At 44.9% G+C, this 14364-nt stretch carries 14 protein-coding genes; 3 read left to right on the top strand and 11 right to left on the bottom strand.

The window, feature by feature from the left end; all coding sequences use genetic code 11:
• Positions 1-34: 34 nt before the first annotated feature.
• The 4 genes from lcfB to NST79_RS05625 all read right to left on the bottom strand — a co-directional run bounded on the left by lcfB (position 35) and on the right by NST79_RS05625 (position 4145).
• Positions 35-1576 carry a fatty acid--CoA ligase family protein gene (lcfB, locus tag NST79_RS05640; RefSeq protein ID WP_212058962.1) on the bottom strand — a complete coding sequence of 514 codons (1542 nt, stop codon included), beginning with the start codon at positions 1574-1576 and terminating at the stop codon, positions 35-37.
• Between the two features lie 117 nt (positions 1577-1693).
• Positions 1694-2338, bottom strand: coding sequence for an SDR family oxidoreductase (locus tag NST79_RS05635; protein WP_212058960.1), 645 nt, complete (start codon positions 2336-2338; stop codon positions 1694-1696).
• Positions 2339-2402: 64 nt separating this feature from the next.
• Positions 2403-3398: a lipoate--protein ligase LplJ gene (lplJ, locus tag NST79_RS05630; protein WP_014479356.1), complete on the bottom strand. Its 996-nt coding sequence runs from the start codon at positions 3396-3398 to the stop codon at positions 2403-2405.
• 12 nt (positions 3399-3410) lie between these two features.
• Positions 3411-4145: an MBL fold metallo-hydrolase gene (locus NST79_RS05625; protein ID WP_144482605.1), complete on the bottom strand. Its 735-nt coding sequence runs from the start codon at positions 4143-4145 to the stop codon at positions 3411-3413.
• A 157-nt stretch (positions 4146-4302) separates the two neighbouring features.
• Here NST79_RS05625 and yhfH point away from each other — a divergent pair, with 157 nt between their 5' ends.
• Positions 4303-4437, top strand: coding sequence for a protein YhfH (gene yhfH / locus NST79_RS05620; RefSeq protein WP_003244802.1), 135 nt, complete (start codon positions 4303-4305; stop codon positions 4435-4437).
• 270 nt (positions 4438-4707) lie between these two features.
• Complete coding sequence (gene gltT, locus NST79_RS05615) at positions 4708-5997, top strand: glutamate/proton symporter GltT (protein ID WP_003245579.1); 1290 nt, start codon at positions 4708-4710, stop codon at positions 5995-5997.
• Positions 5998-6033: 36 nt separating this feature from the next.
• On the opposite strand, the gene NST79_RS05610 is transcribed toward gltT, so the two are convergent.
• From NST79_RS05610 to NST79_RS05595, 4 genes are all read right to left on the bottom strand, one after another.
• Positions 6034-6441: an ASCH domain-containing protein gene (locus tag NST79_RS05610; protein ID WP_212060122.1), complete on the bottom strand. Its 408-nt coding sequence runs from the start codon at positions 6439-6441 to the stop codon at positions 6034-6036.
• 12 nt (positions 6442-6453) lie between these two features.
• A complete protein-coding gene (locus NST79_RS05605) occupies positions 6454-7494 on the bottom strand; it encodes a M42 family metallopeptidase (RefSeq protein WP_014479351.1) in 1041 nt (346 codons plus the stop codon).
• Between the two features lie 133 nt (positions 7495-7627).
• Positions 7628-7846 (bottom strand): hypothetical protein, encoded by a 219-nt coding sequence (locus tag NST79_RS05600; RefSeq protein ID WP_170948348.1) that lies wholly within the window; start codon positions 7844-7846, stop codon positions 7628-7630.
• 59 nt (positions 7847-7905) lie between these two features.
• On the bottom strand, positions 7906-8682 hold the full coding sequence (locus NST79_RS05595; RefSeq protein WP_212060125.1) for a YhfC family intramembrane metalloprotease: 777 nt from the start codon (positions 8680-8682) through the stop codon (positions 7906-7908).
• A 128-nt stretch (positions 8683-8810) separates the two neighbouring features.
• Here NST79_RS05595 and fabHB point away from each other — a divergent pair, with 128 nt between their 5' ends.
• Positions 8811-9788, top strand: coding sequence for a beta-ketoacyl-ACP synthase III FabHB (gene fabHB, locus NST79_RS05590; protein ID WP_003233200.1), 978 nt, complete (start codon positions 8811-8813; stop codon positions 9786-9788).
• Positions 9789-9829: 41 nt separating this feature from the next.
• On the opposite strand, the gene NST79_RS05585 is transcribed toward fabHB, so the two are convergent.
• From NST79_RS05585 to hemY, 3 genes are all read right to left on the bottom strand, one after another.
• Positions 9830-12157 (bottom strand): YhgE/Pip domain-containing protein, encoded by a 2328-nt coding sequence (locus NST79_RS05585; RefSeq protein ID WP_015252436.1) that lies wholly within the window; start codon positions 12155-12157, stop codon positions 9830-9832.
• Positions 12158-12227: 70 nt separating this feature from the next.
• Positions 12228-12803 carry a TetR/AcrR family transcriptional regulator gene (locus NST79_RS05580; RefSeq protein ID WP_014476332.1) on the bottom strand — a complete coding sequence of 192 codons (576 nt, stop codon included), beginning with the start codon at positions 12801-12803 and terminating at the stop codon, positions 12228-12230.
• A gap of 145 nt (positions 12804-12948) precedes the next feature.
• Positions 12949-14361, bottom strand: a complete 1413-nt coding sequence (hemY, locus tag NST79_RS05575; RefSeq protein ID WP_003245394.1) for a protoporphyrinogen oxidase — start codon at positions 14359-14361, stop codon at positions 12949-12951.
• Positions 14362-14364 lie beyond the last annotated feature (3 nt).

Genomic DNA, 14364 nt, shown 5'->3' with positions numbered 1-14364 from the left:
GAAAAAGCGAAGCTAACCGCTTCGCTTTTTCATTTTATTGGGGCAAAATATCTCTCAGTGCCCGTCTGAGCATTTTCCCCGTCGCATTTTTCGGAATATCGTCAAGAAACGTAATGGCGGCAGGCCGCTTGTATTTTGCCAGATGCTTTTCACAGTGCTGCATGATCTCCTCCTCTGTTACCCCAGAGCGTTTCGGCACCACATATCCCTTTACCGCTTCCCCGCTTTGGGGGTCCGGCACGCCGATGACAACCGCCTCCTTGACGTCCGGATGGCTGTACAGCACCTCCTCTACCTCCCGCGGATACACATTGTATCCTCCTACAATGATCATGTCTTTTTTCCGGTCAACAATGTAAAAATAGCCGTCCTCATCCCGTCTTGCCAAGTCCCCCGTATAAAGCCACCCGTCTTTTAATGCATGCTCTGTTTCCATCGGCATTTTATAATAGCCCTTCATCACATTGGGGCCTTTCACGATCAATTCGCCGACCTGGTGAGCGGGCAGCTCGCGTCCGAGCGGATCTACGACCTTGTTTTCGACATGTAAGATACTTGTCCCGATGGAGCCCGGTTTTCTGCCCCTGTCAAATGGGTTAAAGCACGTGACGGGTGATGCTTCCGAGAGCCCGTAGCCTTCCAAAATGGTAACACCGAATTTTTCTTCAAACGCCGTCAGCAACGCGACTGGCATGGCCGCGCCTCCCGAAATGCACAGCCGGATGGAAGAAAAATCATCTTTCTTTCCGTTTTCATGCTGAAACAAGTAGTTATACATTGTAGGCACACCGGCAAAAATGGTCGCCTGCTGCTGCTTAACAAGCTTAAAAACAGATGCCGGACTGAATTGAGGCTCAATCAAGACAGTTGCGCCGCTCATCAGCGGTGCATTCATGCAGACGGTTAAACAAAACACGTGAAACATGGGAAGAGCGCAGACCACATTGTCCCTCTCATCCATTCCCAAATAGCCTGCAACATCGTTGGCATTGCTGTACAAATTCTGATGAGTCAGCATCGCGCCTTTCGGTTTTCCAGTCGTTCCTGACGTATATAAAATAACCGCGGTATCATCAGGGACAAGTTCTTGATTTTGTTTAGCGACAGATGTCGGCCGCAATATTTTTGCAAACGTTGTCATTTTCATTCTGACCTCTGGGTCCGCCGCTTCCGGCTCGGCCTCCCCCGTCTGGCATAAAATGACGAGCTCAACCTTTGGCAGCGATTCATGCATGCTCTCATAAAGCGGCAAAAGCTGGCTAACGCCCACGATTGCCTTTACATCACCATTTGTCAGCATATAACCAATTTCTGTCGGCGTGTACAACGGATTGATGGGAACAACCACGATCCCAGCTTTTAAAGCGCCAAAAAACGCGATGATAAAATCAGGCGAATTGCCAAGCAGCAAAGCTAGATGGTCCCCTTTCTCCATACCGGCTTCCTGAAGGCCGTCCGCAAATCGCTGAATATGTTCATTCAGCTCTTGATACGTCATCATGTGATCTTTAAACCTGCATGCGATGCTGTCGGGCTTCTCAGATGCTGTTTCTTCCAATTTTGAAACAAGATTCATTCTCCCACCCCTTAAAGTGAATGAATAGTCATTCATTATTGAAGCCAAGCTTTCTCCTCCATTATAGAGAAACAGAAAAAAACACTCAAGAGCAAAAAGCCCTGAGTGTCAGTACTGTCATAGTTTCTTCAATGCTTCGGCAATCGGCGTATCTCCTTCTGTCAGATCAAAGGCCCGATTTTCCGTATTCTTCTCATCTAAAGAGGCAATGACCGTTTTTGCAACGTCATCACGGGAAATAAATCCCCGCTCCAGATCCTTCGCTGCTGAAACAGTTCCCGTTCCAGGCTCATTGCGAAGGCCTCCCGGACGGATAATCGTATAGGTTAAACCGCTCGCTTCCAGAATTTTATCAGCATAATGCTTGGCCACATAATAAGGCTTGAGTGCCTCATTCCAATTTTCACGGTTATGGGCTTGCAGGGCGCTGACCATAATAAACCGTTTGATTCCGGCAATGTCCGCAGCTTCAATGGCTTTCGCCGCTCCATCGAGATCCACCAGCAGTGTTTTATCATAGCCTGTGCTGCCACCGGAACCGGCTGTGAAAATGATCGCGTCACAGCCTTTTGCCGCAGCGGCGATTTCTTCCGGGCTGCCCTCCAGATTCGCAAGCACAGCTTCTGCACCGGCAGCTTCAAGAGACGCTTTCTGTTCTTCTTTTCTGACCATCGCTTTGATGGAATGATCAGGATTATCTTGGAATAAAGAGACGAGTCTTTGTCCGATTTGTCCGTTCGCTCCGATTAAAAACACTTTCATGTGAATCCCTCCTGGCTCCATTATTTCAAAAACACAACCGCTCTTTCAAACGATGTGTTTTGCCTTAATAAATCAGATCAAGGAAATCCTCTTTCGTAATGTTCCCAAAGTAATGCTTGAGATTCACACCTTCGAGCACATCAGCGATGACGCTGCGTTCGTATTGTTTTCCGACCAGCAGGTTTTCAATTTCAGATACATCACCGACACCGAAGAAATCTCCGAAGATTTTGCAGTCCTCGATTTTGCCTTTCTTGACCTCTAGGCGCAAATCGATCGATCCAACCGGATAACGTTTCGAATGATTAAGGTTAAATTTCGGTGAGCGGCCGTAGTTCCAATCCCAATTCTGATAGCGCTCTTTCGAAATTTGATGAATGGTCTCCCAATCTTTTTCCGTCAGCTTATACTCCGGCACGTTTCCAATGTCGTTTGTGTTAAAAATATGGCGAAGCAAATGGCTGCGGAATTCTTCGGTGGTCATTTTATCATCGAGAAACTCACTGATGTTTGCTACTCGGCTTCTGATCGATTTGATGCCTTTTGATTCAATTTTATCCTTTTTCACCTTTAATGCTGATACAACATGATCAATGGCTGAATCAAACATGAGGGTGCCGTGGCTGAAAATACGGCCTTTCGTTGCAAACTGAGCGTTTCCGGATATTTTCCGGCCATCCACTACAATGTCGTTCCGGCCGCTTAATTCAGCTTCAACCCCAAGCTGATGTAACGCCTGAATCACCGGCTCAGTGAATTTTTTAAAGTTATGAAAGCTGTCCCCGTCATCCTTGGTAATAAAGCTGAAGTTCAAGTTCCCCAGATCATGGTACACAGCGCCCCCGCCTGATAAACGGCGGACGACGATAATCCCGTTTTCCTCAACATATTTTGTATTGATTTCTTCTATTGTATTTTGGTTTTTCCCAATGATAATAGACGGTTGATTCACATAAAAGAGCAAATATTGCTGTTCAGGGTCTAAATGCTTTACACAGTACTCCTCGATAGCAAGATTGATCCGCGGATCATTGATATTTTGATTGTCTATAAATAACATGGTGCTCCTCCTTTATCCTTCCCACACAAAACCTGATTTCGCAATATTCACTTCTCCGTTAAAAACGGTTTTCGCTTCTTTGCGAAGGTTGTCATGCACGCCAAAATGCGGCAAATGGGTCAGCAGCAGTTCTCCCGCTCCCGCCTCTTTTGCAATGCGCCCGGCTTCCAGGCTGTTCATATGGCCTGCACTTGTTCCGTCTTGATCGGCATAAAAATTGCATTCCGAGATCAATAAATCAGCATCTTTCGAAAACGGTATAAATGAATCCTGATAGCTGGAATCAGCAGTATAAACGACAGTGTGGCTGCCGTCAGTAATCCGCATGGCATAGCACGTCACCGGGTGAATTGTTTTTAAAAAGGTGATCGTAAACGGACCGGCAGCCAGCGGCTGATCCGGCTGATAGGCGATCCCTTTTGTATGTGTTTTATATGTAAGCTTTTGAAACTGTTCTATATCAGCATCATGTCCGTAAATCGGAAGCGTATGCTCTCCTTTGCCGAGAAACGAACCGACTTGCTTGGCAAATTGCAGCGGCCCGATATCAGCGATATGGTCATGGTGATAATGAGACAGAACGACCGCATCCAGCTTTTCCGCCGGCACATATCCGAACAGCTTAGACAATACGGCACTGCCGCAATCAACAAGCAGAGAGTAATCACCTGACTGAAACAAATAGCCTGACGTCGCTTCATTTGCGGCCGGAAAACCGCCATAGCATCCGATAACTGTAACTTTCATAATGTCCTCCTATCTTTTCAAAAAAATTGATCCTCCTTCAATATACCCATTTTTCTTGAAAAAAGCATGTTTTAAACATTGTATCAAAACAGTTATTGATTTTTGTGATCTGTTATATTACAATGAAATCACTACAAAGGGGAAAGAGGGATTGGTTATGCTGGGGAAAATCACAGAATTTTTTAGAAACCTGCCTTCGAAAAAGTGTGCGGAATGCGGAAAAAAGATAGAAGAGCAGCATGAGTGTTATGGTAATATCTGCAATGACTGTATAAAAGTAAACGATTTGTAATGAGCGAAAATCCCGCGCCTTATGCGTGGGATTTTCTTATTTTTTCACATATCTCTTAATTTTGAAATAATAGTCAGGTTAGGTCAAAGCTCACCTGTTTTTAGATAATTCTGGTGATTATCATAATGTCATTGAATATTCTTTATTTTCGAAATATAATTTACTATAGACGAATTGATTTCTTATCTATTATAATTTGATCTAATAGTGAGATTAAATATATGTCTATTCATGATATATGTTGATACTTTGTTTTTTGGGAGGTAATCTATGAAAAGAATTAAGTTTGGATTAGCCACACAAATATTCGTTGGACTTATTCTAGGTGTCATTGTTGGCGTCATTTGGTATGGCAACCCAGCATTGCCTACTTACCTGCAGCCAATCGGGGATCTCTTTTTACGCTTAATCAAAATGATAGTGATTCCTATTGTTGTCTCCAGCTTAATCATCGGTGTAGCCGGTGCAGGAAATGGAAAGCAAGTCGGTAAATTAGGCTTCAGAACGATTCTGTACTTCGAGATCATCACGACTTTTGCCATTATTCTCGGACTAGCCCTTGCAAACATCTTCCATCCGGGTACAGGAGTTAATATACACGAAGCTCAAAAATCGGACATCAGTCAATATGTTGAAACTGAAAAAGAACAAAGTAATAAATCAGTGGCAGAAACGTTCCTCCATATTGTGCCGACAAACTTCTTCCAGTCATTGGTCGAAGGGGATCTTCTAGCCATCATCTGCTTTACAGTACTATTTGCATTGGGTATTTCCGCAATCGGTGAAAGAGGCAAGCCTGTATTAGCCTTTTTTGAAGGTGTATCCCATGCCATGTTCCACGTTGTAAACCTTGTGATGAAAGTGGCGCCATTCGGCGTTTTCGCTCTTATCGGAGTGACTGTGTCTAAATTCGGACTCGGTTCTCTTATCTCTCTCGGAAAGCTCGTTGGATTGGTTTATGTCGCGCTTGCTTTCTTCTTAATTGTTATTTTCGGGATTGTCGCAAAAATTGCCGGCATCAGCATCTTCAAGTTCCTTGCTTACATGAAGGACGAAATCTTACTGGCGTTCAGTACGTCCAGCTCTGAAACGGTTCTTCCTCGTATCATGGAAAAAATGGAGAAAATCGGATGTCCAAAAGGCATTGTTTCATTTGTCATTCCGATCGGTTACACGTTTAACTTAGACGGTTCCGTTCTCTATCAATCTATTGCCGCACTCTTTTTAGCACAGGTATATGGCATTGATTTGACGATTTGGCACCAAATTACGCTTGTGCTCGTCTTAATGGTGACATCTAAAGGGATGGCTGCCGTGCCTGGTACTTCTTTTGTTGTCTTGCTTGCAACGCTTGGCACCATCGGCGTTCCGGCTGAAGGACTTGCCTTTATTGCCGGCGTAGACCGCATCATGGATATGGCACGTACAGTTGTCAACCTGACTGGTAACGCGCTTGCTGCCGTTGTGATGTCTAAATGGGAAGGCATGTTTAATCCTGCGAAAGCAGAAACTGTTATGTCCCAATCGAAAACAGAACAAAACGCAACCATTTCTGGTTAATGAAAAGCCTGCGGGGTTCTTGCCCCGCAGGCTTTTTTAATCTTTAATAAGCACAAACAGCTCTGTAATCAAAACAGTATCCTCATTCAGCTCCAGTTCACCGCTTTTGATCAGTTCCGCCCATGCCATCCGATGATCCTCTTGAAACTCCTCAATTCGGTCTCCATTGCCCTCTCCTTTGACTAACCTCATATCAGGCGCACCAAAGGTGGTTTCAAAGACATCTGTTACTTTTATATTGCATCTTGGATTGTCATGTTTATCATAAACGGTAACAAGCTGACCCGCTGTTTGATAAACGTCCCTCAATTCATCTTTTGAATACAATGATTTCGGCGCGCACGTTGCGTTTTTTTCTCCGGCAAGGATCTGCTGAATCAGCTGTTCTCCCAACCCGTCATCACCTTCCCAGCCGAATGTGCTTTTCAGCTTATAAATCTTCATTGGTCCTCCCCCTTATACCATTGGTGACTGTACATAGTAATACAGAAGCTTAGCGGTATGGCGAAGAGATGATTTATGGGTGCGTTCAAATGCATGGGAAGCGTCAATTCCCGGCCCTATGAGGCCATGCACAATATCATGCCCGGATTTGATCGCTGCTGACGCATCAGACCCGTAGTACGGATATATATCAAGCTTATAGTCAATATGATGCTTCTCGGCTAATTGAACTAAATGCTTTCTGAGCTGATAATGATACGGCCCGCTCGCATCCTTCACACAGATTGATACTGAATATTCATCTGTCGCCTGCCCGTCACCGATAGCGCCCATATCAACCGCCAAATATTCAACTGTTTCAGGAGGAATATTCGAATTCCCGCCGTAACCGATTTCTTCATTATTGGAAATAAGAAAATGGGTTGTATACGGCAGCTCAATGTCTTCTGTTTGAATTTCATGAATTAAGCGGAGCAATAAGGCGACGCTTGCTTTGTCATCCAAATGGCGCGATTTAATAAATCCGCTTGATGTGATCTCGACACGTGGATCAAACGACACAAAGTCTCCGACGCCAATGCCAAGCTCCTCCGTATCTTTCCGGCAGTGAACAGGTTCATCTAGGCGGATCTCCATATTCTCTTGATTCCGCTCAGCCTTTCCCGCGTCTTTGTATACGTGCACAGACGTTTGATGCATTAAGATTGTGCCTGTGTACGTTTTTCCTGAGGCGGTTTCAATTTGGCAATACTCCCCCTCAATCGAGTTGTAGCGGAACCCGCCGATTAAATCGATTTTCAGCCGGCCGTCCGCTTTAATTTCCTTTACCATAGCGCCGAGGGTGTCAACGTGCGCAGTCAGCATGCGATGCCGGGATGTGTCGCGTCCTGGAAGCGTTGCAATTAAGCCGCCCTTGTGGTTCCGAACCGTTTCTACCTTCCATTCTTTTAAAAGGCTTTCAATATAATTGATCACCTCATATGTATTTCCTGTCGGGCTTGGGATCGATACCAGTTCTTTAATGAGCTCCATCGTTTTACGTACGGACGTCATAGGGCATTCCTCCTTTTATATTCTACTTAAAATATACTCTTTTCCCGAGGGACCCGTCCAATCTTTTCCTATCAATCTCTCATATGCTGTAGAGAGCATGGGAAGAGGAGGGATTTCTATGTGCTGTCGTCATTCACATGAACAGAAATGTCGTTGTCACGATTGGTTCGATGATTTTTGGTTCTTTGACGAGTGGTTCGATAAAGATTTCCACGACCATTGCAAGAAAAAGAAAGAATGCCATGACCCTTGCGAGAAGAAGAAAAAGAAACACCATTGTTTCTCTTGTAAAAAACACAGACATTCTTGCTGTCATTGTAAAGACTGAATCAGAAATATTCTGATGACCCATGCTTAATGAATATTTCCATTCACATTTTTCCAAGCGGGCATTGCTGCTGCTTGGACCTTTTATTGAAACACCCTTTTTGCTTTTACAATCAAATAAACTGATAAAGCCGCTATAAGAGCAACAATGATTTCAACAGCAGCAGCATGCTCTATGATTCCTCTCTGATATAAAACCGCCGGTACATTAAACAGTGCATGTAAAAGAATAGAATACAACAAAAACAGCGGCCGGCGGCTTTTAACCGCGTACAAAACAAGCAGAGACAGACCAATTTGGACGGCAATGGCACTGATTCTTTCTATTCCGCCCAGCATCCATTCATACGAAGGAGTATGCAGCAGCTGCTCCTGTATCGGCAAAAGCGCCTGTTTGACGTCGCCATTGACCAAAAGCTGTTCAAACGTCCCGCTATTGATTGCAAATGCGTATACAATAAGTGAGATAGAGGACAAGCCTGTAATCAGGATGGCTTCAAGCCCGCCATGGCCTGCCCCGAAAGCCAGACCATCCGCCCAGGTATGATGGCGCTTCATAAAAAATCGCATCATCATATACCTTCCGCACTCCTCAAAAATTCCGGCCATCAAGCAGCCGTAAATGCCATACCATAATGGATGTTGCATCGCTTCTTTCGTCATTTCATTCACTTGCAGTACATAAACATGAACGCCGCCTTCCAGCAGCTGAGCGAAGACAAAAAACGTGAGAGCGCCAATAAAAAACACTTTAAGCGAGGCGCCATACTTTCGCTTAAACCATACAATCAGCCCGATTGGCAACAGAAACGCAATAGCCCCGGATAATGCCAAAAAGACTACTGCTTCTTGACTGACCATTTTTCAGCCTCCTTTTTCTTTTTCATAGATTCCCTATTCTACACTTCTCTTTTTTTGTAAAAAAACCTCCTTTTTAGTACCAGATACTAATATCTAGTGTTATAATCTGACCATAAGGAGTGATTCATATGTCAAAAGCAAAAATTACAGCTATCGGCACCTATGCGCCGAGCAGACGTTTAACCAATGCAGATTTAGAAAAGATCGTTGATACCTCTGATGAATGGATCGTTCAGCGCACAGGAATGAGAGAACGCCGGATTGCAGATGAACATCAATTTACCTCTGATTTATGCATAGAAGCGGTGAAGAATCTCAAGAGCCGTTATAAAGGAACACTTGATGATGTCGATATGATCCTCGTTGCCACAACCACATCCGATTACGCCTTTCCGAGTACGGCATGCCGCGTACAGGAATATTTCGGCTGGGAAAGCACCGGCGCGCTGGATATTAATGCGACATGCGCCGGGCTGACTTACGGCCTCCATTTGGCAAATGGATTGATCACATCTGGCCTTCATCAAAAAATTCTCGTGATCGCCGGAGAGACGTTATCAAAGGTAACGGATTATACCGATCGAACGACATGCGTTCTGTTCGGCGATGCCGCGGGTGCGCTGTTAGTAGAACGAGATGAAGAGACGCCGGGATTTCTTGCGTCTGTACAAGGAACAAGCGGGAACGGCGGCGATATTTTGTATCGTGCCGGACTGCGAAATGAAATAAACGGTGTGCAGCTTGTCGGTTCCGGAAAAATGGTGCAAAACGGACGCGAGGTATATAAATGGGCCGCAAGAACCGTCCCTGGCGAATTTGAACGGCTTTTACATAAAGCAGGACTCAGCTCCGATGATCTCGATTGGTTTGTTCCTCACAGCGCCAACTTGCGCATGATCGAGTCAATTTGTGAAAAAACACCGTTCCCGATTGAAAAAACGCTCACTAGTGTTGAGCACTACGGAAACACGTCTTCGGTTTCAATTGTTTTGGCGCTCGATCTCGCAGTGAAAGCCGGGAAGCTGAAAAAAGATCAAATCGTTTTGCTTTTCGGGTTTGGCGGCGGATTAACCTATACAGGATTGCTTATTAAATGGGGAATGTAACAAAAAAAGAACTTGTTTCCAAGGAAACAAGTTCTTTTTCTTTATGAAGCCGGCTGTTCTTCTGATGTTTCTTCCTTCCGGCTTAACATTGTAAAGTAAGTAATGCTTAGTGCAATCATGACGAGGGCAATGCCGATTAAGACGCCGGCCATCTGCCACATGTAGCCAAAGTCACCGTTTGAAATGACTGCTCTGAATCCGTTAATGCTGTAGGTCATCGGCAATGCGCCGTGGATGACCTGATAGAAATTCGGAAGCAATTCCAGCGGGAAGGTTCCTCCGCTCGCTCCCAGCTGCAGCACTAAAATAATGACTGCGATAAATCGCCCCGGGTTGCCCATCGTTGTAGCCAAAAATTGAATTATCGCAAGAAAAGCGAGACTCGTAATGATCGTAAACACGTAAAATCTCCACGTGCTCTCTACCTCGAGACCAATTCCCAATAGAAGAACCGTCGCCACAATCAATGATTGAATGATTCCTACAAGCATCATGACATTGAATTTGCTGAAGAACCACTCAAAACCGTTTCTCGGACGTCCTGACGCTTCCTTCAGCGGGAAGACAACCGTCAGCATGATGCCGCCGACATACAAGCCCATTGACAGGATATAAGGTGTCAGCCCTGTTCCATAGTTAGGAACGGAATGAATGGCATCATCTTTGGTTTTAACCGGATCCGCAAACATGCCGTATGTTTGATCATCAGCATCGATATCTCCTGTTTGGTCAGCCGCATCCTTCAGCTTACTAGACAGCTCTCCTGTGCCGTCCAATAGCTTGCCTAAACCTGTATCAAGTGATGCAGATCCGTCTGCAAGTTTTGATGATCCGCTTTGGACCTGTTTAGACCCGTCTAACAGCTTAAACAATCCGCCGGATACTTGGCTGCTTCCTGTCACCAATTGCTCTGAGCCCGCTTTTGCTTTTGCGAACTGCTTATTATATTCACCGATGCCCGCTGTCAGTTTAGTTTGGCCATCTGTCAGCTTCTGAGAACCGTTGTATATCTTATCAGCTCCCTCAGTTAATCTGTCAATCGCATCTTGGATTGTTTTTGCGCCGTTATAAAGCTTAGATGTAGCTTCCGGCATGGCTTTCACCTGCGCCACCTGCGCTTTCACGTCTTCAAGAGAGCTTTTTATCGTTGCGATGTCAGGCAGCTGATCAGCTGTAGGTAGCTGGCTTAATATTTGATCAAAATCAGGCGCATCAACTTGCGGAAGCTTTTTCTCAACAGAATTAATCAGCTGGCTTTTTTGCTCCGCTGTTAAGAAGTCACTCGAATTGATGACATTTTTAAATGCCTGATCACGGTTTTTCAAACTGTTTTCAAAGTCAGTCAGCTGTTTTTTGAATTCCTTCATCGCAGTTTCTGACTTTTCCAGATTGTTTACAGCAGTTTCAAGCTTCGTTAAATCGAGCGCATTAATGATCTTTTCCGCTTTTGCCGCTTTCTCAGAACCTTCTTGAACTTTACTGTTGAGCTGATCCAACCCGTTAGTAAGTTTAGGCGTACCCTTCTGCACGTTTTGAAGTCCGGCAAGAAGTTCATTCATCTTGCTTGTCAGTTCGCCTGATCCTGCTGCAAGCTGACCAGATTTATCATAAATCTGGTTGCTGCTGTCCTGGAATTTACCGAGCGAGCTGTCAAGCGATTGGATGCCGCTCGTCACCTGAGCCGCTCCATCTGCGAGCTGCGCTGTTTTGTCACTGATAGTGGCGGTGCTTTCCTTCAGCTTCGCCAGATTTTCTTTCAGCTGGGCGCTTCCGTTTTTCGCATCCTTTGTGCCGTCATCAATTTTTTTCGCGCCGCTGCTCGCGTCGCTCAAACCTTTTGCGATATCTTTAAAGTTATCAAAAATAACTTTCGTATATTGCTCGGTCACTTCTTTTGAAACAGAGGCTTTCAGTTTATCAATCGCTTTTTCGCCGATCGTTGCCCCTACATAGTTAGAACCTGCATTTGTGTGGTATTTCAGATCCAATTTTTTCGGATTTTTGTCTAATACAGTGCTGGCATTCTTAGAAAAATCCTCAGGAATCTCGACAACTAAATAATATTTTTGGTTCAATAAGTCCTTTAACGATTGGTCGAGATCATTGGAAAAATGCCAATCAAAGTTGTTATTATCCTTTAATTCTTTGACCAGATCATCACCGATTTGAAGTTTTTCTCCTTCATACGTTGCTCCCTTGTCTTGGTTGACGACAACGACAGGCAGCTGGTCAACTGTGCCGTACGGGTCCCAATAAGCCTTTAAGAATACGCCGCTGTAAATAAGCGGGACAAACAAAATGGCGATGATGGGAATCAATAATTTTTTACTTGTTACGATGTCTTTCCACTGACTTCGTATTGTGTTCATCCTGATGCCTCCATTCTAAAACTGACTCATCATAAAAAATGGTCATTTTCTTGCAAAGAGAAAGGATTATCTAGTTCGCTGACAATCCTTTGACAACATACAATTCAAGCAGTCCCGCAATTGTCTCTTTATCAAGCGGGGGGTGTTGTTTTTCCCAGTCAAAAATGAGCGCGATATAAAGCTTCAGCATCACAAAGGCTGTCAGCTCAGGGTCGCACGGCTTGATTGCGCCGCTTTTGATCCCGTCTTCAATCTTGCTTTTGATATAAGACAGGATGGATCGCTCCATTTTCTGGATCACTTCCTGAACTGCCATTGTACCAATCTCGGCATTCTCTTGGAAAATTTTAATCGTCAGCTGATGTGTTTTCCTGAACTCCAGAATGGCAAACAGCGCTCTGTGCACATTTTCATGGAACGGAAGGTTCGGCTCCATCGCTTCATCCGCTTTTTGCTTCATTTCCTTTAATAAAGTAGTGAAAATCTCGTCAAACAGCTCTTCTTTGTTTTTGAAAAAAGTATAAATGGTTCCCTTCCCCACGTTCGCAAGTTTTGCGACAAGATCCATTGTCGTCGCTTTATACCCGAACTGCGTGAAAGACTTTGTAGCCGCCTCCAAAATGAGCTTTTTTCGATCTATTGACATTGTATTCACCTCGAAACTGACCGTTTGAACATTTTAGTCATTAAGTACATATGCAAATGTATCATAACCTGCTGTTCAATTCAATCATTTTTTACACAATATTGCCATTGCACATCAAAAAAACCTCCGCGATAAAGCGGAGGTTTTAGCTGAATAAATAGGTAAGCGCGTCAGACACGGCAGCTTTTCCTTGATCAATGCAGTCGGGAATGCCGACACCTTCGAAAGAAGCGCCTGTCATATAAACACCCGGATACGCAGATGCAAGTGCTTCACGCAGCTCCTTGATACGCTGCTTATGGCCGACATGGTACTGCGGCATGCTTTCATGCCATCGGGTTACACATGTCATTTCCGGCTCGCCGTTTATGTTCATGACTTTCTTTAAGTCTTCTAACACAATGTTGATAATGTCATTATCTGATAGATCGACAATGGATTCGTCTCCGGCTTTTCCGACATATGCCCGAAGCAGCGTTTTGCCTTCCGGCGCTGCGTGCGGCCATTTTTTATTCGTCCACGTACAGGCTGTGATCGCAAAGTCACTGTTTCTTGAAATGACAAAACCCGTGCCCTCATGCTCCATTTGGACGGAGCCTTCAGGGAAACCTAAAGCGACGTTTGCCACGGATGTGGAGTGCATATTTTTCAAATGAGAAATGGCAGGAAGCTCAGAAAGCATTCCCGCAGCCGCTTTATGCGGAGCAGTCACAATTACTGAATCAGCATCAAGTGTGACGCCGTTATCCAGTTCGAGCGAATAGCAAGAGCCGCTATGGCTGAGTTTGGTCACTTTTGTGCCTTTATACACCTTCGTCAGCTTTAACTGCTTTTCGATCTCTTCTACAAGGGTCTGCAAACCGGTTGACAGAGTTTGGAACTGCCCTTGTTTTTTTGCCGTCAGCTGCTGGCCTGAGCCTTGAGGCCTTGTTTTTTTCATGCCGAGAATCAGGCTTCTATGCTTTTGTTCCGTCTGATAAAATTGCGGAAATGTCGACATCAGGCTGAGCTTGTCAATGTCGCCTGCGTAGATCCCTGATAGTAGCGGCTCGATTAAGTTCTCGACCACTTCATCTCCGACACGTCTGCGGAAGAATTCTCCCAATGACTGATCATCCTTTGTTTTGCTTGCAGGCAGGATGAAATCCATAGCAGCTCTCGCCTTCCCGGACAAGGAAAACAGACCCGTAGAAACAAACGGCGCAATTTTTGTCGGTATCCCCATTACAGCGCCCTTCGGCATTGGATGCAGGGTGCGGTTTACAAGCACATAGGATTGCCCGGTCGCATTGTTGACAAGCAAATGCTCAAGACCTAAGTCTTTAACAAGCTGCGGGGCGCTTTTCTTTCGTTCCAGAAATGAGTCTGGCCCTCTTTCGATGATATAGCCGTCTTTCTTGACAGTCTGGATTTTCCCGCCGACTCTCGGACTTGCCTCAACAAGTGTCAGCTCAAGCGGCAGATTCTTTTCTTTGATTTCTTTTTCCATATAGAAGGCGGCGGCTAAACCGGTAATGCCGCCGCCGATGATGACTACATGTTTTTTGCCGTCACTCATGTT

Origin of the sequence: Bacillus sp. PS196 (assembly GCF_037963555.1) — a bacterium.
GTDB lineage: Bacteria > Bacillota > Bacilli > Bacillales > Bacillaceae > Bacillus > Bacillus subtilis.
The sequence above is the reverse complement of the archived record's forward strand: the minus strand, read 5'-3'. Positions and strand labels throughout refer to the sequence as shown.

What these genes read in the sequence shown, in the direction of transcription:
- lcfB (WP_212058962.1), bottom strand. Translation starts at nt 1,576, where the DNA reads ATGAATCTTGTTTCAAAATTGGAAGAAACAGCATCTGAGAAGCCCGAC.
- NST79_RS05635 (WP_212058960.1), bottom strand. Translation starts at nt 2,338, where the DNA reads ATGAAAGTGTTTTTAATCGGAGCGAACGGACAAATCGGACAAAGACTC.
- lplJ (WP_014479356.1), bottom strand. Translation starts at nt 3,398, where the DNA reads ATGTTATTTATAGACAATCAAAATATCAATGATCCGCGGATCAATCTT.
- NST79_RS05625 (WP_144482605.1), bottom strand. Translation starts at nt 4,145, where the DNA reads ATGAAAGTTACAGTTATCGGATGCTATGGCGGTTTTCCGGCCGCAAAT.
- yhfH (WP_003244802.1), top strand. Translation starts at nt 4,303, where the DNA reads ATGCTGGGGAAAATCACAGAATTTTTTAGAAACCTGCCTTCGAAAAAG.
- gltT (WP_003245579.1), top strand. Translation starts at nt 4,708, where the DNA reads ATGAAAAGAATTAAGTTTGGATTAGCCACACAAATATTCGTTGGACTT.
- NST79_RS05610 (WP_212060122.1), bottom strand. Translation starts at nt 6,441, where the DNA reads ATGAAGATTTATAAGCTGAAAAGCACATTCGGCTGGGAAGGTGATGAC.
- NST79_RS05605 (WP_014479351.1), bottom strand. Translation starts at nt 7,494, where the DNA reads ATGACGTCCGTACGTAAAACGATGGAGCTCATTAAAGAACTGGTATCG.
- NST79_RS05600 (WP_170948348.1), bottom strand. Translation starts at nt 7,846, where the DNA reads ATGGGTCATCAGAATATTTCTGATTCAGTCTTTACAATGACAGCAAGA.
- NST79_RS05595 (WP_212060125.1), bottom strand. Translation starts at nt 8,682, where the DNA reads ATGGTCAGTCAAGAAGCAGTAGTCTTTTTGGCATTATCCGGGGCTATT.
- fabHB (WP_003233200.1), top strand. Translation starts at nt 8,811, where the DNA reads ATGTCAAAAGCAAAAATTACAGCTATCGGCACCTATGCGCCGAGCAGA.
- NST79_RS05585 (WP_015252436.1), bottom strand. Translation starts at nt 12,157, where the DNA reads ATGAACACAATACGAAGTCAGTGGAAAGACATCGTAACAAGTAAAAAA.
- NST79_RS05580 (WP_014476332.1), bottom strand. Translation starts at nt 12,803, where the DNA reads ATGTCAATAGATCGAAAAAAGCTCATTTTGGAGGCGGCTACAAAGTCT.
- hemY (WP_003245394.1), bottom strand. Translation starts at nt 14,361, where the DNA reads ATGAGTGACGGCAAAAAACATGTAGTCATCATCGGCGGCGGCATTACC.